The sequence below is a fragment of the Microbacterium sp. LWO14-1.2 genome (genome assembly GCF_038397715.1).
Classification (GTDB): domain Bacteria; phylum Actinomycetota; class Actinomycetes; order Actinomycetales; family Microbacteriaceae; genus Microbacterium.
On record NZ_CP151633.1, the window covers coordinates 540,409 to 556,950 of the forward strand.

The 16,542-nt window shown below is 64.7% G+C and carries 17 protein-coding genes; 8 read left to right on the forward strand and 9 right to left on the reverse strand.

Going from position 1 to position 16,542, the window contains the following annotated elements:
• Complete coding sequence (locus MRBLWO14_RS02710) at positions 1 to 597, forward strand: hypothetical protein (protein ID WP_341934938.1); 597 nt, start codon at positions 1 to 3, stop codon at positions 595 to 597.
• Between the two features lie 29 nt (positions 598 to 626).
• Here MRBLWO14_RS02710 and MRBLWO14_RS02715 read toward each other — a convergent pair whose 3' ends face one another.
• The 3 genes from MRBLWO14_RS02715 to glf are packed head-to-tail and all read right to left on the reverse strand — an operon-like array spanning position 627 to position 3,326.
• Positions 627 to 1,361: an ABC transporter ATP-binding protein gene (locus MRBLWO14_RS02715; RefSeq protein WP_341934939.1), complete on the reverse strand. Its 735-nt coding sequence runs from the start codon at positions 1,359 to 1,361 to the stop codon at positions 627 to 629.
• A complete protein-coding gene (locus tag MRBLWO14_RS02720) occupies positions 1,361 to 2,179 on the reverse strand; it encodes an ABC transporter permease (protein ID WP_341934940.1) in 819 nt (272 codons plus the stop codon). The genes MRBLWO14_RS02715 and MRBLWO14_RS02720 overlap by 1 nt, the downstream gene beginning before the upstream one ends.
• A gap of 10 nt (positions 2,180 to 2,189) precedes the next feature.
• Positions 2,190 to 3,326, reverse strand: coding sequence for a UDP-galactopyranose mutase (gene glf / locus MRBLWO14_RS02725; protein WP_341934941.1), 1,137 nt, complete (start codon positions 3,324 to 3,326; stop codon positions 2,190 to 2,192).
• Positions 3,327 to 3,388: 62 nt separating this feature from the next.
• Between glf and MRBLWO14_RS02730 the strand changes: the two genes are divergently transcribed.
• Both MRBLWO14_RS02730 and MRBLWO14_RS02735 read left to right on the forward strand, forming a co-directional pair.
• Entirely contained in the window at positions 3,389 to 3,817 is a 429-nt protein-coding gene (locus tag MRBLWO14_RS02730) for a GtrA family protein (protein ID WP_341934942.1), read from the forward strand.
• Complete coding sequence (locus MRBLWO14_RS02735; protein WP_341934943.1) at positions 3,810 to 4,790, forward strand: glycosyltransferase family 2 protein; 981 nt, start codon at positions 3,810 to 3,812, stop codon at positions 4,788 to 4,790. Before MRBLWO14_RS02730 ends, MRBLWO14_RS02735 begins: the two co-directional genes overlap by 8 nt.
• A 16-nt stretch (positions 4,791 to 4,806) precedes the next feature.
• Here MRBLWO14_RS02735 and MRBLWO14_RS02740 read toward each other — a convergent pair whose 3' ends face one another.
• From MRBLWO14_RS02740 to MRBLWO14_RS02755, 4 genes are read right to left on the reverse strand one after another with little or no spacing between them, the layout of a single operon-like run.
• On the reverse strand, positions 4,807 to 6,759 hold the full coding sequence (locus MRBLWO14_RS02740; RefSeq protein ID WP_341934944.1) for a DUF6541 family protein: 1,953 nt from the start codon (positions 6,757 to 6,759) through the stop codon (positions 4,807 to 4,809).
• A 7-nt stretch (positions 6,760 to 6,766) separates the two neighbouring features.
• Entirely contained in the window at positions 6,767 to 7,774 is a 1,008-nt protein-coding gene (locus MRBLWO14_RS02745) for a ketoacyl-ACP synthase III (protein WP_341934945.1), read from the reverse strand.
• Positions 7,775 to 7,800: 26 nt separating this feature from the next.
• Positions 7,801 to 8,568 carry an SDR family oxidoreductase gene (locus MRBLWO14_RS02750; RefSeq protein ID WP_341934946.1) on the reverse strand — a complete coding sequence of 256 codons (768 nt, stop codon included), beginning with the start codon at positions 8,566 to 8,568 and terminating at the stop codon, positions 7,801 to 7,803.
• Entirely contained in the window at positions 8,561 to 8,791 is a 231-nt protein-coding gene (locus tag MRBLWO14_RS02755; protein ID WP_341934947.1) for an acyl carrier protein, read from the reverse strand. Before MRBLWO14_RS02755 ends, MRBLWO14_RS02750 begins: the two co-directional genes overlap by 8 nt.
• Before the next feature lie 85 nt (positions 8,792 to 8,876).
• Here MRBLWO14_RS02755 and MRBLWO14_RS02760 point away from each other — a divergent pair, with 85 nt between their 5' ends.
• Positions 8,877 to 9,755, forward strand: coding sequence for an LpxD N-terminal domain-containing protein (locus tag MRBLWO14_RS02760; protein ID WP_341934948.1), 879 nt, complete (start codon positions 8,877 to 8,879; stop codon positions 9,753 to 9,755).
• A gap of 4 nt (positions 9,756 to 9,759) precedes the next feature.
• Here MRBLWO14_RS02760 and MRBLWO14_RS02765 read toward each other — a convergent pair whose 3' ends face one another.
• On the reverse strand, positions 9,760 to 10,434 hold the full coding sequence (locus MRBLWO14_RS02765) for a GCN5 family acetyltransferase (protein ID WP_341934949.1): 675 nt from the start codon (positions 10,432 to 10,434) through the stop codon (positions 9,760 to 9,762).
• Positions 10,435 to 10,609: 175 nt separating this feature from the next.
• On the opposite strand from MRBLWO14_RS02765, the gene MRBLWO14_RS02770 reads away from it, so the two are divergent.
• The 4 genes from MRBLWO14_RS02770 to MRBLWO14_RS02785 all read left to right on the forward strand — a co-directional run bounded on the left by MRBLWO14_RS02770 (position 10,610) and on the right by MRBLWO14_RS02785 (position 15,356).
• Positions 10,610 to 11,818, forward strand: a complete 1,209-nt coding sequence (locus tag MRBLWO14_RS02770; RefSeq protein ID WP_341934950.1) for a hypothetical protein — start codon at positions 10,610 to 10,612, stop codon at positions 11,816 to 11,818.
• Positions 11,819 to 11,936: 118 nt separating this feature from the next.
• Positions 11,937 to 12,974 carry a hypothetical protein gene (locus tag MRBLWO14_RS02775; RefSeq protein WP_341934951.1) on the forward strand — a complete coding sequence of 346 codons (1,038 nt, stop codon included), beginning with the start codon at positions 11,937 to 11,939 and terminating at the stop codon, positions 12,972 to 12,974.
• 1 nt (position 12,975) lies between these two features.
• A complete protein-coding gene (locus tag MRBLWO14_RS02780; RefSeq protein WP_341934952.1) occupies positions 12,976 to 14,139 on the forward strand; it encodes a glycosyltransferase family 4 protein in 1,164 nt (387 codons plus the stop codon).
• Entirely contained in the window at positions 14,139 to 15,356 is a 1,218-nt protein-coding gene (locus tag MRBLWO14_RS02785; protein ID WP_341934953.1) for a glycosyltransferase, read from the forward strand. Before MRBLWO14_RS02780 ends, MRBLWO14_RS02785 begins: the two co-directional genes overlap by 1 nt.
• Here the strand turns inward: MRBLWO14_RS02785 and MRBLWO14_RS02790 are convergent.
• Positions 15,340 to 16,536, reverse strand: coding sequence for an acyltransferase (locus tag MRBLWO14_RS02790; protein ID WP_341934954.1), 1,197 nt, complete (start codon positions 16,534 to 16,536; stop codon positions 15,340 to 15,342). The two genes, MRBLWO14_RS02785 and MRBLWO14_RS02790, sit on opposite strands and share 17 nt — an antisense overlap.
• Between the last annotated feature and the right edge of the window lie 6 nt (positions 16,537 to 16,542).

A 16,542-nucleotide genomic window follows, 5' to 3' on the forward strand; every position in this document is an offset into this window, starting at 1 on the left:
ATGAGCGAAGATCAGCAGCCGGACCTTCAGTGGGCGCCTCTGCCTCCGAATCCGAGGAACCGCGGACGGATCTGGCTCATCGTCGGTCTCAGCATCGCAGCGATCATCGTCGTAGGCGTGCTGCTCTTCTTCCTGATCCCGCGGGGCGGCAGCACACCGAGCGCCACCGAATCCCCCTCTCCGACTCCGACGGCCACACCGACCGCTTCTCCGACGCCGACCGCGACCCCCACGGCTGTTCCGACGGAGCAGCCGGTCGCGACGGAGCCCCCGCCCGTCGTCGACCCCAGCGTCGACGCGTTCCGCAGCCAGGTGAGCCCACCTCTGGAGGATGCGGGGCGAGGGCTTGATCTCGTGGCGAGCCTCAGCGGACAGGATGCGTTGTCCGTCATCGACACCCTGCAGGAGGACGCGCAGCGGCTCTTCGACACGTTGGCGCCCTCATCGATTGCGGGATCCTGGGAGGAGGGCGTGACGGCTTACGGTCAACGCCTCTCGGAACTCCGATCCGCTGTATCGAGCGGAGGCAGTACGGGAGCGGCTATCGACGCCGCCCGCGCCGCGGTGCAGAACCTGCGGAACATCGTCGGTCTCTGAGCGACGAATCGATCGCCCTCCGGCGACCTTCAGATGGTGTAGTCGGCGTTGTATCTCTCGAGCACGTCCAGGATCGGACCGTCCAGGACGAGCGAACCCTTGTCGAGGTAGAGACCCCGCGTGCAGAAGCGTTTCAAATCGCGTTCGTTATGGCTGACGAAGAAGAGCGTACGGCCGTCCGCGAGGAGTTCGTCTATCCGCTTGTAGCACTTGTCCCTGAAAGCTTTGTCGCCGACGGCGAGCACTTCGTCGACGAGGAGGATGGGCTCGTCGAGTTGCGAGACCACGGAGAATGCGAGACGCACTTTCATCCCGTTCGAGAGGTGCTTGTACGGGGTGTCCTCGAATCCTGCCAGTTCGGCGAAGCCGATGATCTCGTCGTACCGCCGATTGACGTCCTCGCGCGACATCCCGTGCAGACCGGCTGTCAGACGGACGTTCTCCCGAACGGTCAGGTCGCCGACGAAGCCGCCGGTGATCTCGATCAGGGGTGCGACTCCCCCGTTCACGACCACGCGGCCCTCGTCGGGGAGCAGAACGCCGGCGACCAGTCGCAGCAGCGTCGACTTGCCCTGACCGTTGCGTCCGACCACGCCGATCGACTCACCCGGTTGCACGGTGAAGGACACGTCTCGGAGAGCCCAGAACTCTCCGGGACGAGACCGACGCGATGCACCCGCGAAGAGATCCTTGAAGCTGCGGCGTCCTCTTCTGTTGCGCCGGAAATGCACTCCGAGTGATTCCACGTCGATCGCCGCCGACATCACAGCTCCTTCAGGACGGGTCGTTCGAGTGCGCGGAACGTCCAGATGCCGAGCAACAGGATGATCAGTGTCATCGCGACGCTCACGACGAGCGTGAACGCGTTCCACTGGTCCGGGAAGAACGGCATCCGGTAGAGCATCATGATCCCCGCGAGCGGGTTGAAAGCGCCGAGCGTCTGGAACATCCCCGGCAGATCCGACACGTTGTAGATGATCGGGGTCGCATAGAACATCGCCCTCAGGACCAGCGCCGTGGTGCGCTCGAGGTCGACGTACATGACACAGAGGGGCGCGACGAGGAGCCCCAGCCCCACGAGGAGCACTGTCTGGAGAAATACGGCGACCGGTAGCCACAGCAGCCCCCAACCCACCTGGACGGTGTTCGCGGGCTCCGTCTCTACGATCAGATTGACCACGACGAAGATCGCGAGCACGGGAAGCGAGAACAGATACTCCATCCCCTTGCTCAGGACGATGCGATTCACCCAGATGGAGCGAGGGATCGCCGTGGAACGCACCAGCCGCGAGTCCTTCTTGAACGCCCTCGTGAAATCGGACACGGACGAGTTGAACCACACCCACGGGAGCAGTGCGCTGATGAGGAACACGATGTACGGTTCTTCACCCACATCGCGGTGGAAGATCTGAGTGAAAACGAACCAGTAGATCGCACTCATGACCAGGGGGTCGAGAACGGACCACAGGTAGCCGAGGAAGCTCGTCGAATAGCGAACCTTCAGATCGCGGGCAGAGAGCAGCCAGAGCGAATGCAGATAGCGCCGGGGCGTCCCGGGCGCCCCGACGGCAGCGTGACTCACGATGATGAGTCTAGGAGAGAGTGTTGTTCCACAGCGACAGCGCCGATCCGATCGCCATGTGCATGTCGAGGTACTGATACGTTCCGAGACGCCCGCCGAAGTGCACGTCGCGCTCCCCCTTCGCGAGTTCGCGATAGGCCAAGAGGCCTTCCCGGTCGGCGGGAGTGTTGACGGGATAGTACGGCTCGTCCTCACGGTTCGCGAAACGCGAGAACTCGCGCATGATGACCGTCTTGTCGGAGTCGAAGACGTCTTTGCGTTCGGGATGGAAGTGCTTGAACTCGTGGATGCGGGTATAGGGCACGTCCATGTCCGGGTAGTTCATGACGCTCGTCCCCTGGAAGTCTCCGACGTTCAGCACCTCCTGCTCGAAGTCGAGCGTCCGCCAGCTCAGGGCACCCTCGGCGTAGTCGAAGTAACGATCGACCGGGCCCGTGTAGACGATCGGAACCTGCCCCACCGTCGCCCGCTTGTTCAGCGGCTGCGACTCGTCGAAGAAGTCGACGCCGAGCTTCACCTCGATGTTGGGGTGATCCGCCATCCGTTCGATCCATGCCGTGTAGCCGTCCGTCGGGAGACCTTCCCACGTGTCGTTGAAGTAGCGGTTGTCGTAGGTGTAACGGACGGGCAGGCGGCTGATGATGTCGCCCGAGAGCTTGTGCGGGTCGGTCTGCCACTGTTTCGCGGTGTAATCGCGGAAGAACGCCTCGAACAGGGGGCGACCGACGAGCGCGATGCCCTTCTCCTCGAAGTTGGAGGCCGACTTCACGTCGAACTCCCCGGCCTGCTCTCGCACCAGCGCTCGCGCCTGGTCAGGCGTGTAGGCGGACTGGAAGAACTGGTTGATCGTGCCGAGGTTCACCGGCATGGGGAACACGGTGCCCTTGTGCGTCGTGTAGACCCGGTGGACGTAGTTCGTGAAGGTGGTGAAGCGGTTGACGTACTCCCACACGGTGGCGTTGGAGGTGTGGAAGAGGTGCGCTCCGTAGCGGTGGACCTCGATTCCGGTCTCGGGCTCCGCCTCGCTATATGCGTTGCCGCCGATGTGGTGACGACGGTCGATGACCGTGACTTTGCGGCCGGCGTTCGCCGCCCGTTCTGCGATGGTGAGACCGAAGAAGCCCGATCCGACGACGAGAAGATCCATGCTTCCCATCGTATCCGGGCGCGACGGACGGACCTGAACGCACGGTCTGAGAGAATCGATCCATGCCCCGAACCGTCCGTGCCGCCGTCCAGCGAGTCTGGTCGCACAGCGCGGTCCGCTACCTTCTGGTCGGTGGATTCTGCTTCCTCGTCGACGTCGGGATTCTGTGGCTCGCCCACGAAGCCCTCGGCATCCCCCTCGCTGTCGCGACTCCTCTGTCTTTTCTCGCCTCGTTCGCCGTGACCTACACGCTGCAGCGGATCGTCGCCTTCGCGTCCGACGCCAAGGTCGTGCCGAGCGTCGCTCGCTACACAGCGCTCGTGATCTTCAACACGTTGGCCACCACCGGGATCGTCTGGACCGTGGATCACCTCGGTGGCGGATGGCTCGTCGGCAAGGTGATCGCCGTCGTGGCTACGACCGTCTGGAACTTCTTCGCCTATCGTCATTGGGTGTTCGCCGCCCCCCGACCCCGGAGCTCCGATGTATAAGAACGCCGTCATCGCGGCCGTCGTCCCCGCCTACAAAGAGGAGAAGATGATCACGGCGGTCATCACGACGATGCCCGACTTCGTGGACCACATCGTGATCGTCGACGATTGCAGCCCGGATGCCACGAGCGAGGTCGTGCGCGCCATCGCGGACCCACGCGTCACCCTGATCCGCCATGAGGAGAACCAGGGGGTCGGCGGATCGATCATCACCGCGCATCGGGCGGCCATGGAGCTCGGCTCCGACGTGAACGTCGTGATGGCGGGCGACGCGCAGATGGATCCGTCGTATCTGCCGGATCTCCTGGACCGGGTGACCGACGGCGGGTTCGGCTTCGCGAAGGCCAATCGCTTCTATTCGCCCGAATCGTTCCGCGGCATGCCGGGCTACCGCGTGCTGGGCAACATCGTGCTGTCCTTCTTCACGAAGCTCTCTTCCGGTTACTGGAACCTCTTCGACCCGCAGAACGGCTATACAGCCGTGCGGACAGAGGTGCTGAGTCGAATCGCGCTCGAGCGTGTCGCCCGGCGGTACAGCTTCGAGAACGACCTCCTCATCCGCCTCAACATCGCACAGGTCTCTGCAACCGATGTGCCGATCCCCGCTGTCTACGGCGAGGAGGTCTCGAGCATCAGGTTGAGCAAGGTGATACCCGAGCTGCTCCACCGCCTCACAGTGGGTTACTGGTCACGCATCTGGTATCGGTACGTGCTGTGGTCCTTCTCACCGATCGCCCTGCTGCTCTTCGCCGGCCTGTTCTTCACGCTCGTCGGACTCGGCATCACCCTCTGGGTCATCTTCCAGATAGCGGCATCGGTCGTCGCGACAGCAGCGACAGTGATGCTCGCGGCACTCCCCCTCATGATCGGGTTCCAGATGCTCCTCGCAGCACTGCAGCTCGACATCCAGGCGACACCGGACACACCGGATCACGAGCCTTTCGCTCCGAAGCGCATACCTCTCGCAGACTGACGCGGACGGAGCCCTCTCAGTCGCAGGCGACGATCTCGTACAGGCGCGCATCGCCCTGGCTGTCGGCCAGACGGACCAGACTCCCCAGATCCTCGAGCCCCGGGTACGAGTGATCGCCGTTGTGGATCTCCGCCGCGCCGAAGTCGAGCACCCACCGTGTACCGGTGCGCTCGAGAGCTTCGCACACCTCCGGTTCGGCGGCCGCACGGTTCAGCCGCTCCGTGATCGTGATCATGTCGGGCGAGAGCTCCTGGAAGATGTGCGGCACCAGGGCTCGCCGGTTCGCGAGCGCGAAGCTCAACGACGTCCCCGTCCATGGGCTTCCGACGATGACGTCGTCGGCGGGGACGGTCTCCGGCAGGCGGTCGATCAGGGCGCGTTCGTCGTTCGTGAGCAGTGGCGACCATGCCTCCTGCTGATACATCACAGCCGTGTTGGCGGTCTCTTCGGCGAGCGCCGGGCCGGTCTGCGTAGACACGAGGATCGCCGCACCGAGCACGGCTCCGACAGCCGTCGGCACCCACCTCACGGAGGGACGCTGGACGGCGCGCAACAGCCGCGCGAGAACGGCGACCATTCCGACGACTCCAAGAGCACCGAGCGGCACGAGGAATGTGGGCAGCAGCGCCGCTATGCGGTAGATGTCCTGGTACCAGGTGCCGGTGAGTCCGTAACGGAAGCCACTCATCGGGAAGGCGATGCAGACGATGTAGACGGCGATCATCCCCGCCGTCGAGGCGACGAGCCACCATTGCCTCCGCCAGCGCTTGGCGAGGATCACGGTGAGCACTCCCGCCGCAGCCACTGCCGAGATCACCCATTCCGAAGGTCTCCACACGAGGCCGCCCGACACGATCTGCATGAGCGCATCCTGCATGGTCGCGGACGGCGGCCAGAAAGCGAGCGTCCGATTGGGGCGGGCGACGACGAAGACGGTCACGGCGACCAGGAACACTCCCGCGATCGCGATGATCGCCCACCTCCGGCGCTCGACCGGCCGTCTCGCCGCGCGCTCACGACGGCACCACAGGGCGATGCCGGTGAAGGCGAGCAGGAACCCCGGCAGCAGAAACGCCATGAGAGTACTCGGATGCGCCAGGGCCAGAGTCGGGATGAGCGCGACCAGCAGAAGCCAGCGGACGACTGGGTCCGGGCGATCTCCTCGGCCGACGCCCGATACCAGCACGGCCGCGGCGATCGCCGACGGCAACAGCGAGATCGACAGGACGTTCGGGTACAGCACGCCGAAGTCGAGCATGAGCAACGGGAACGCCGCCATCCCGACCGACAACGCACCCGCGGTCACCGTGGCACCGACATGCGCGCCGACGATGGTGCGTACGAGCCAGATGCACGAGATGGGCCACACGACCGCGCCGAGGACGACGCTGACGACGTTGACGGATTCGGCGACGCCGGCACCGCTCAGCTCGGCGACGGTCGAGACGACGATATGCCAGAGGTCAGGATAGAAGCCAGGGAGCAGTTGACGGGTCGGTGCGATGAGTCCGTCATCCAGGATCTGCCGCACCGCGTTGAGATGGTAGATGTTGTCGAAAGTCTGCGAGATGTTCGACGGTACGCCGAAGGCTGCGGCCAGGCGAGGTGCAGAAAGTGCCGCGACACCGGCGACTACGGCGAAAGGCAGCGACTCTCGCAGCCATCCGATCGAACGCCGCTGCGGCAGCCGGACTCGCCCTCGACGTGAGAGCCTGTCGACGGCGACACGGACCCCGAATGCGGCCGCGATGAGCAGGGCTGCGCTCGCCAGCCATGTTCCGGCCGACCAGTGAAACGGCACCACCACGTTGACCAGGGCTGCCGCTGTCAAGAGCGCGAGCGAGAGGGGAGCCGCTGCGGCCATCACCGCGAAACCCCGCAAACGGACGGTCAGCGCTGCGACGGCTCCTGGAAACAGGACCACCAGGAGGGCGAGGACCGCGGTCCACGCCTGGTCGAGCCATGTCATCGACTGGTCACCAGCGGACGACGAGGCCGCCCCAGGACAGCCCGACGCCGAAGCCCAGCAGCATGACACGCATTCCTGGGCGGAGGACGCCAGCACGCTCTGCGTCAGCCAGGGCGATCGGGATCGTGGAGGAGACGGTGTTGCCGGTCTCGGCCAGAGAGACGAAGAACTTCTCCTGAGGAACCCGCAACTTCTTCCGCAGATGCTCCAGCATGAATGCGTTCGCCTGGTGGAAGACGAACAGGTCGATCCCATCGAGATCGGTGCCAGCCTTCTCGAGGATCTCATCCACCGTGGGGGGAACGACTCGAAGCGTGAAATTGAAGATCTCAGGCCCGTCCATGTACAGGTCGTACGCACCCTCGACCAGTTGCCGCCCGACGGAATCCGCCTTGGGCTGAAGGGTCGTGCCCGCTCGCAGCCCGCCGTTGGGCACGATCAAGCTCTTGGCGCCAGTGCCGTCTGTGCCATACGTCATCGCGCAGATCGTGTCTGCGTCACCGTCATCGGTCACCAGTGTCGCGGCTGAGCCGTCTCCGAAGATCGTCCGCACGGACTTGTCAGCGTCGTTGATGAACTTGGTATAGGTGTCCGCGGTGATGACGAGCACTCGTGCCGCCTGTCCCGATTCGATGAGCCCCTTGGCGAGACCGAGCGCGTAGATGTAGCCGGAGCAGCCCAGCGTGATGTCTGTTGCGCCAGCCGACGTGGGGATCCCCAGCGCATCCTGGACGATGCATGCCGTCGATGGGAGGTAGTAATCCGGGCTCTGCGTGCAGACGATCAGGTAGTCGATGCTCGAGGCGTCGATCCCGTCCCGCTCGAACAGCGCACGCCCTGCAGCGATGGCGAGGTCCGAGGAGAACTCGTCCGCCGCCGCGATGTGGCGCCGATCGATCCCCGTCTTTGACGAGATCTTCTCCACGCTCCACTCGGGGAATTCACGAGAGAGATCCTCATTCGAGAGGACCTGCTCCGGAAGATAGTAGTCGACTCCAGCGATTCGGGCACCCATGGCTCAATCCTACGATGCCCTGTCCACTACCTGGCCGTGTACCCGCCGTCGACGACCAGTGCCGTCCCGGTCACCCAACGAGACGCGGGAGAAAGCAGATACATCGCCGCGCTGGCGGCGTCCTCGACGGTTCCGACACCGAGAGGATGAGCGTCTTCGATCTGCGCCCATGCCTCGGCGCCGACCCGCTGGCGCAGGCCTGCAGTGAGCTCCGTCTCCACGATCCCGGCGGCGATGCTGTTCACGCGCACGCCTTCGCGAGCGAGCTCGAGCGCGAGCGACCGGCCGAGGGACGCGACTGCAGCCTTCGAAGCGGCATAGACGCTGACGCCGGCCTCACCCACGAGTCCGACGGCCGATGACATCAGGACGACACTCGGCTCCGAGCCTCGGACTTTGGCATGACGGAAGCCCTTGGTGAGCATGAGGGAACTCGTGACGTTGATATCGAAGAGTAGTGCGGCCTGGTCGGCCGCCACGATTCGAAGCGGGGTGGTCGCGTGCACGCCCGCCGCATGGAGGAGCCCGTCCAACGCGCCCATCTCATCGACGATCGATCGGAAGAGCCGCGGGATCTCTTCGTGGGCACTGACATCGAACGGCATCACCATGTGCCCCGCCCCGTGCATCGACTCCCGAGTGCGCTCGAGCTCAGCCTCGCGGCGGCCGATCAGCGCAACGCGGGCACCATGCTGGCTGGCCATGATCGCCGCGGCACGACCAATCCCCGAAGAAGCGCCGGTGATGGCGAAAGCTCGACCTTCGATGCCGAGAAAATCCGGCGTGTCACTCACCGGAGGCGACGTTGACCAAGGCCTGCAGGTCGGCGACGGTGACCGCGTTCGCGAGCTCGTCGGCGCCGATGGTCACACCTACCGCGTCGTCCACCTCGGCGATGAAGGAGATGTTGGCGAGCGAATCCCATCCGAGAGCCTCGAGCTCGTCGGCCATCGAGACATCCGCAACATCCGTCTCGAGGATCTCTGCGACCAGGTCCAACAGCGTCTTCTCATCCATGCGGCCATCTTACCCATCCGTCGTCGGCCGGTCCCGGCCACGCCGGTACAGTCAAGAGATGACTCTCTCCGATCTCACCGCCTCCGTGATCGCCGCTGATCTGTCAGCCTCCTTGATCGGTCCCGACGCGCCGATCACCGGTATTGCACCGCTGGATGGAGCAGCACTGGGCGACCTGACGTTCGTGACAGACGTCGCCAAGTACAGCGAGGCGCTCGCTCGCGCGCTGGCATCCGGTGCGATCGTCCTGGCCCCCATCGATGCACCGGAGACGCCGACGGCAGGCTCGACCATCGCCGTCGACAACCCTCGGGCCGCCTTCGCGCAATCGCTCACCCGACATTTCGCCCGTCGGCCGGAGCCGGGTGTGTCTCCGACCGCTCGAGTCCATCCGGAAGCAGACGTCCACCCGTCGGCGCACATCGGGGAGTACACGGTGGTTCGCGCCGGCGCGAGAATCGGGGCGTCTGCGGAGATCCGTGATCATGTGGTGGTCGGTCATGACGTCGTCATCGGCGACCGCACTCTGGTGAAAAGTCATGCGGTGATCGGCGAGGAAGGATTCGGCATGGAGAAGGATGCCGCTGGCGACAACATCCGCATCCCTCACGTGGGGTCCGTCGTGATCGGAGACGACGCGGAGATCGGAAACTTCACCACGGTGTGCTCAGGCACGATCGTCCCGACTCGCATCGGGGACCATACGAAGGTCGATGACCACGTCCATGTTGCGCACAACTGCCAGATCGGTCGGAATGTCATCGTGACGGCGTGCGCAGAGATCTCTGGGAGCGTCACCGTAGAGGACAATGCCTGGATCGGCCCGAACGCGTCGATCATCCAGGGGGTCACCCTCGGTTCGAACTCTCTTCTGGGGATCGGCGCGGTCGCGCTGAAATCCGTCCCGGCCGATGAAGTTCGCGTGGGAAATCCGGCCAAGAAGATCGGCACCAACGCACCCTGAGGGTTCAGTAGTTCTCAGCTGGCACCTTGTCGAACCACCAGAAGGGATGAGTGAGAACCTGCATGAGCGGTTCCTTGCCGACCCACAGTGCGAAGTGACCTTCGCGCCAGTTCCCGCTGCTGTCGCTGAGATACTTCATGTTCGGCATCATGAATCGCGGCTCATAGGCGTGGTAGCTCACTGTCTCAGACCAGCGCTCGAGTAGTTGCGCGGCGAACTCGAAGCCGCCGAGGCGCGCCGGCTCATGCAGGCTGAACCCTCCCAGCGAACGGCCGACGGCAGTCTCGAAGACCGTGCGCTGCCGCTCAGCCCACTCGAAGTTGTCGCCGCCCATGACCTCTCCGATCCCGCCCTCGAGGTGCAGCTGCACCTCATGGCCGAGTTCTTCCATCTCCCGGATGATGAGGAGAGACGGCAGGCTCATCAGGCTGTAGCCTCGCGCATGCACTCGCAAGAAGAACGACGAGGTGCAGCCGGCCTCCGCATCGACCCGAGCAACGCGCAGCGCCTGCTCGATGCTGTTGTCGATGTCATGGCGGAGCACCAGATGCTTCGACTGGGGCGCCTCGAGGTACTCGCGGAAGCTCGTGACGGCGTATCCGTCGGCGAGGTACGCCTTGAGCGTGTCCGCGTAGTCCTTGAGCGAGAAACCGAGCTTGCCCGGCTCTGGAGAGGTCATGAATCCGCCGTTCGATTGAAAACCCTGGCACCCGAGGAAGGGCGCGTCGACCAGCCATGATATCGAGTAGCCGTTGCAGCAACGCTTCACCGAGCCCGGATAGACTGGAGAACATGTGTAGAGCACGACACGATCACGGTCGGCTGTCGTGAACCGGAACCGCTATCCGCGGGTCGTGAACGGCCTCATCGATCGGATCGCTGACAATCCGACGAGTCTCGTCGGCAGGCTTGCAGCTCGACGCCTGGGGCCTCCGGCGCCTCGAGGATCGGTAGCGGCGACGTCATTCGATGCGAAGCCGGTACGGGTACTGGTAGCGCCGGTGAACTATTCCGCGCAGGGAACCGCATGGGCTCGAGCCCTCGAAGCCGCCTCCGCCGACATCTCGGCCCGGAACATGGCCGTCGACGTCCCCGGTGGATTCCACTTCGACGCAGACCTCGTCGTGCCCGTTGGCACATATCACAACGACCCGGAATGGCAGCGACGGCAATTCGCTGCTGCCAAGGGCGCCACCCACGTGCTGATCGAAGCCGAGGAGCCGCCGTTCGGCCGACTTCTCGACCGATCCGTCGCTCGTCAGGCGGGCGCCTTGATCGCAGCGGGGGTGGATGTCGCATACCTGGGTCACGGAACCGACGTCCGCCTTCCTTCCCGTCATATCCGCAACAACCCGTGGTCGTACTTCGCCGACCCGAGCGTGTATCGTCCGCGCGCCGAGGCCCTCGCCGCACGCAACATAGACCTCGTCTCACACAGTGGTCGCCCCGTGTTCGTCTCCACTCCCGATCTGCTCGTCGATCTGCCGGGTGCGGCATGGGTGCCGGTCGTCGTGGATCCGGAGCGCTGGCATGAGCCACGCTCTATCCGACCCGAAGGAACGCCACTCCGCGTCGCGCATGCACCGTCCGTCGCAGCAGCCAAGGGCACGCCCCTCATCATGCCAACGCTCGACAAGCTCGTGGCCGAGGGCATCGTGGAGTTGACCTTGTTGCAGGGCGTCCCGTCGGCGCGAATGCCGGAGGCGTTCGCGCAGGCGGACGTCGTCCTCGATCAGTTCCGGGCCGGCTCCTACGGCGTCGCCGCCTGCGAAGCGATGTCATCCGGATGCGTGGTCGTGGGACAGGTATCCTCGCAGGTGCGCGAGGCGGTACACGGCACGACCGGAGAGGAACTCCCGATCGTCGAGGCGACGCCGGATACTCTTGAGGACGTGCTGCGTGGCCTCGCGCGGACGGATCTCGTCCCACTGGCGCAATCGTCTCGCGCGTTCGTGCGCTCAGTGCACGACGGCCGGCGTTCAGCCCAGATTCTCATCGATCGGTGGATCTCCCCGGTCGATCCCTTCGCTCGAAAGGACTCTGAGGATGCACCCGGCAGTTGAAGCGACCTGGAAACTCTTGCCGAAAGCCTTTCAGGACGCCATCGCATCCGGAGTGGATCGTGCCAGAGGTGTGGTACCGCCGGAGCCTCCCGTACCCGACACGAGCAAGCAGTACCGTATGCTCGTCGGCCCGGTGAACTATGCCGGTCAGGGTTACCGCTGGTCGCGCGCTGCCGAGAGCTCAGGCCTCGTGTCCGCGAGGAACTACGTTCATGAAGCGAACAATCCGTTCAATTACGGTGCGGATCACGTTCTGAGCTGGCGCACCGCGGAGCACTCCAGAGCGTGGCAGCGGGCGATGCTCGACGACCTGCGTGAGAACTACACGCACGTGCTGATCGAGGCGTGCTTCCCCATACTCGGCGGTATGTTCAAGGGCGACGTTCGGCGACAGGCGGCTTTGCTCCGGGATGCGGGGTTGACGGTCGGAGTCGCCGGGCACGGCACGGATGTGCGGCTCCCGTCCCGTCACATGGCGAACGATGAGTGGTCGTACTTCCACAACGACATCTGGGTGTCCGCAGATCTGCTCGAACCCGTCGTGGCGCGCAATCTCGAATTGGTGGCCGACCTCGCCGCACCGACTTTCGTGTCGACAGCCGGACTCCTCATGGATCTCCCCGACGCACACTTCCTCGGGGTGATCGTCGACGAGGAGAAGTGGGCAAACGACGCCCCCCTCCTCGAACGGGAGCGAATCAAGGTCGTGCACGCCCCCACGAACCCGAATGCCAAAGGCACACTGCAGATCGCTCCCGTCGCACGGAGACTCCACGAAGAAGGGCTCATCGAGTATGTCGAGCTCAAGGGCATACCCAATGACCGGATGCCCGAGGTCTTCGCCGACGCTGATGTCGTGCTCGATCAGTTCCGTTCCGGGGATTACGGCGTGGCGGCTTGCGAGACGATGGCGGCCGGCCGCCTGCTGCTCGCTCACGTGAGCGATCAGGTGCGCGACGTGGTGGAGTCCGCGGCGGGGATGCCGCTTCCCATCGTCCCCACCACCATCGACTCCATCGAGCAGGTCCTGCGCGATGTCGTCGAGCGACGCGGTCATTACCGCACCATCGCGAAGTCCGGCCCCGCGTTCGTTAATCGGCTGCACAACGGCGACTACTCGCGCGACGTGCTCATGAAGCACTTCTTCACGGCCTGACATGCGGGTAGCCATCGTCTCGCGGATCTACAGACCGGAGCCGTCCGCAGCGTCGCTGTTCCTCGGTTCCGTCTCCGACGCCCTTCGCGCCGATGGCCACAGTGTCATGGTCCTGACGGCGAAGCCGCCTCGCCGCTCAGACTCCATCGAGGCGAGTGAGGACGTGCGGACGTTTCCTGTGCTGCGCGATCGCGACGGCTACGTCCGCGGATACCTCCCGTACCTGTCGTTCGATGTCCCCCTGTCAGTCCGCCTGCTGTTCGCCACGCGACCCGATGTCGTGCTGGCTGAGCCCCCGCCCACCACCGGTGCCGTCGTGCGTGTCGTCTGTGCTCTCCGGCGCATCCCCTACGTGTACGACGCCGCGGACATCTGGTCCGATGCTGCGGACATGGCGACGAATTCGCGTGCAGTCATTCGTGTGCTGCGGTGGGTAGAGCGCTTCGCTCTACGTGGCGCAGAGACTGTTGTCACGATCTCGGAGGGAGTGGTGCGGCGAGTGAGGGACCTCGGCGCCCAGACGCGCGTGGTCGTCACGGGCTTCGGCGCCGACACAGCCGAGTTCAAGGTGGTCGACAACGAACCGGACAAGCTCTTCCTCTACGCCGGGAGTTACTCTGCCTGGCATGGCGCCGACATCATGATCGACGCGTTCGCGGCCTTCAGCCGGACGCACCCCGGGTACCGTCTGCGCGTGATCGGCAACGGCACGGAGAAGTCGATGCTCGAGAAGCGAGCGCAGGCATTGGGGGTTTCTGATGCCATCGACTTTCTCGACCCCATCGCGCCCGCAGAGTTGAACCTTCACTTCGCCTCCGCAGTCGCCAGTATCGCGACCCTCAAGCCGGGCACGGCGTACGAGTTCGCGTTCGCCACCAAGACGTATTCCTCGCTGGCGGCAGGTTGTCCCGTCATCTTCGCCGGCCCCGGTCCGACAGGGCCGTTCCTGAGCGGCATCCCGGACGATCTCGGCGCCGGGACCGCGTGCGATTACAACGCCGAGGAGATTGCGCAGGCGATGAGACGGCTCGCTGACGCCGGGTTCGAGCCAGAGCGGCGACGTGCGCTCGGCGCCTGGATCGACGGAAACCATACGATGCGCGCCGTGGCCAAACGGGTTGCTCTCGTCCTCGCCGACGTCGGCTCCGGGCGGAGGAGACACTGATGTTCTCGGCGATCGCTGATTGGCTGGTGCGCCACCGATCCTCCATGCCGCAATGGATGAATCGGGTACTCGAGGAGCCGGCGCGGAACCCGGATGGCTTCATCGGCCGGCTCACCATGACCATGCTCGGCATGTCGTCCTCGGGCGAGGTGACGGACGTGCCCCAGACAGCGATACGCGTGTTCATCGCCCCGACGAACTACTCCGGACAGGCATTCCAGTGGGCGCGAGCACTGGAATCGGCGGATGCAGACATCGGAGCGAGGAACATGGCCGAGGAGCTCCCGGGCGGCTTCGCTTTCCCAGCGGATACGCTGGTGCCGTTCGCCGTCGCGCAGGGCTCCGGATCCTGGGCTGCTGCCGAGTGGAAGGCCGTCACCGGCTTCACGCATGTCCTCATCGAGGCTGAACGGCCGATTTTCGGCCGGCGGTTCGGACGCGATCTGTCCGCGGAGATCGAAGCGATGGAACGAGCCGGCCTCTCTGTCGCTTTCATGTGTCATGGCACGGACGTCAGGGATCCGGACGATCATGCGCGTCGGACACCATGGTCGCTCTACCCTGAGGACCCGCGAACGGAGACGCTTCGAGTCGACGCCGAGAGGAACCGCGCACTGTTAGACCGGTGGCAACGGCCGACCTTCGTCTCCACCCCGGACTTGCTTGCGGACGTACCTCGCGGCGTATGGTGCCCCGTCGTCGTCGACGCGGATGCTTTCGCTCGCGACGGAGTCCGCACCCGGGATGGCTCAGCGCGCATCGTCCACGCCGCAAGTGCGCCGTTGCAGAAGGGCAGCCACTACATCGTTCCGGCGTTACAGCCGTTGATCGAGGACGGAGTCGTGGACTACGAGCTGGTAACCGGTGTTCCCTCCTCGCAGATGCCAGGTGTTTTCGCGGATGCCGACATCGTGATCGATCAGTTCCGCGCGGGATCCTATGGCGTCGCCGCGTGCGAAGCCATGGCCGCCGGATGCGTGGTCATCGGACACGTCCTGCCCGAAGTACGAGAGCATGTCCATGCTGCGACCGGCATGCCCCTGCCGATCGTTGAGGCTACCCCCGACACCCTGGCGGCCGCTGTCCGAGGACTCATCGACGACCCGGAGCGCATGCGGGCTTTGGCGACGGCGGGTCCGGACTTCGTTCGCAAGGTGCACTCGGGCCGTGCGAGCGCGCGAGTCCTGATGGACAGGTGGCTCAGCCCGCGTTCCTGACGTCGGCGCGCGTCCGTGCACGACGATCGCGCTCGTCCTTCCAACCGCGCATCCGTCGCTCGACCGGACGCTCCACGAAACTGTGCAGTGCCCATGCGGCGATCAGATCGACGGCGAACAGCGCGGCGAACCAGGCAAGGTTCCGCCACGACGGGTCCTGGAATCCGAAGATCCGAAGTGCGACGTAGATGAAGGTCGCATGCACGAGGTAAAACGCGAACGACCACTCGCCCAGCGAGACCTGCAGTTTGGACTCGAACAGCGAACGCTTGCCTGCAAGTCCGCGCTGAGCCAGCGAGACGATCGCCGCTGCACATGCCAGAGTGAACAGCTCATTGCCGAATGCGGGGATGTGCCTCACCACTGGCACGTCGATCTGGTACTGCGAAACGAAGACGATCGCGAAAACCGTGATGAACATGGAACCGACGCCGATGAGCGGAGAGAGCCGAACTCGCCACCCGGCGCGGATCGCCCATGCGAGCGCCATTCCCAGGACGAACTCCGTCACCCGTACGACCGGGGTCGGCAGGTCAGCGAGACCGCTCGCCGGCAACAGCAACACGAGAAGACGGTAACTGAACGCGCACGCCACGACACCGGCCGCGAAAAAGAGCGCGCCGCGTCGGGAGAAGCGCACGAGGATCCGGGAGATCCAGGGGTGCAGCGCGTAGAAGAATGCCTCGCAGGTGAGCGTCCATGCGGCCGGGTTACCGGAGAAGAGGATGGTGGGCGCGTTCCACCATCCCTGGAGAAGGACCACCGAGAGCAGCAGGATGCCGAAGTCGAACGGCTTCAGAAAGCTACCCTCGGGAATCGTGGTGAGCGTGTAGAAAACGGGGATCGCGAGGGCCAGCGCGACCATGTGCGCGGGCCAGATGCGCGCGAAACGGCGCCAATAGAACGTCGACACACTCACTCCGGGTCTCGCAGACCAGGTGAGCACGAAGCCGGACAGGACGAAGAAGAAGGTCACCCCGAAGTAGCCCTGCGCGAAGACCGTCGTGATCACCCCGGGGAGCGGGGCGAACACGAGCATGTGGTAGAGGAAGACCATGAACGCGGCCCACCACCGGAGTCCGGTCAGTGCATCGAGGCGCTTGGTCCGTTCTTCGAGGATCGAGCGGTTGTCCAGGATCGGGGCTCCTTGTTCGCGCGTGGCCGCGGGAGAGCGGCCCACGCAATT

Excerpts from the sequence above, each read along its gene's own strand:
- MRBLWO14_RS02715 (WP_341934939.1), bottom strand. The coding sequence starts at position 1,361 with ATGTCGGCGGCGATCGACGTGGAATCACTCGGAGTGCATTTCCGGCGC.
- MRBLWO14_RS02710 (WP_341934938.1), top strand. The coding sequence starts at position 1 with ATGAGCGAAGATCAGCAGCCGGACCTTCAGTGGGCGCCTCTGCCTCCG.
- MRBLWO14_RS02765 (WP_341934949.1), bottom strand. The coding sequence starts at position 10,434 with ATGACCTCTCCAGAGCCGGGCAAGCTCGGTTTCTCGCTCAAGGACTAC.
- MRBLWO14_RS02735 (WP_341934943.1), top strand. The coding sequence starts at position 3,810 with ATGTATAAGAACGCCGTCATCGCGGCCGTCGTCCCCGCCTACAAAGAG.
- MRBLWO14_RS02775 (WP_341934951.1), top strand. The coding sequence starts at position 11,937 with ATGCTCGTCGGCCCGGTGAACTATGCCGGTCAGGGTTACCGCTGGTCG.
- MRBLWO14_RS02755 (WP_341934947.1), bottom strand. The coding sequence starts at position 8,791 with ATGGATGAGAAGACGCTGTTGGACCTGGTCGCAGAGATCCTCGAGACG.
- MRBLWO14_RS02740 (WP_341934944.1), bottom strand. The coding sequence starts at position 6,759 with ATGACATGGCTCGACCAGGCGTGGACCGCGGTCCTCGCCCTCCTGGTG.
- glf (WP_341934941.1), bottom strand. The coding sequence starts at position 3,326 with ATGGATCTTCTCGTCGTCGGATCGGGCTTCTTCGGTCTCACCATCGCA.
- MRBLWO14_RS02780 (WP_341934952.1), top strand. The coding sequence starts at position 12,976 with ATGCGGGTAGCCATCGTCTCGCGGATCTACAGACCGGAGCCGTCCGCA.
- MRBLWO14_RS02730 (WP_341934942.1), top strand. The coding sequence starts at position 3,389 with ATGCCCCGAACCGTCCGTGCCGCCGTCCAGCGAGTCTGGTCGCACAGC.
- MRBLWO14_RS02785 (WP_341934953.1), top strand. The coding sequence starts at position 14,139 with ATGTTCTCGGCGATCGCTGATTGGCTGGTGCGCCACCGATCCTCCATG.
- MRBLWO14_RS02745 (WP_341934945.1), bottom strand. The coding sequence starts at position 7,774 with ATGGGTGCCCGAATCGCTGGAGTCGACTACTATCTTCCGGAGCAGGTC.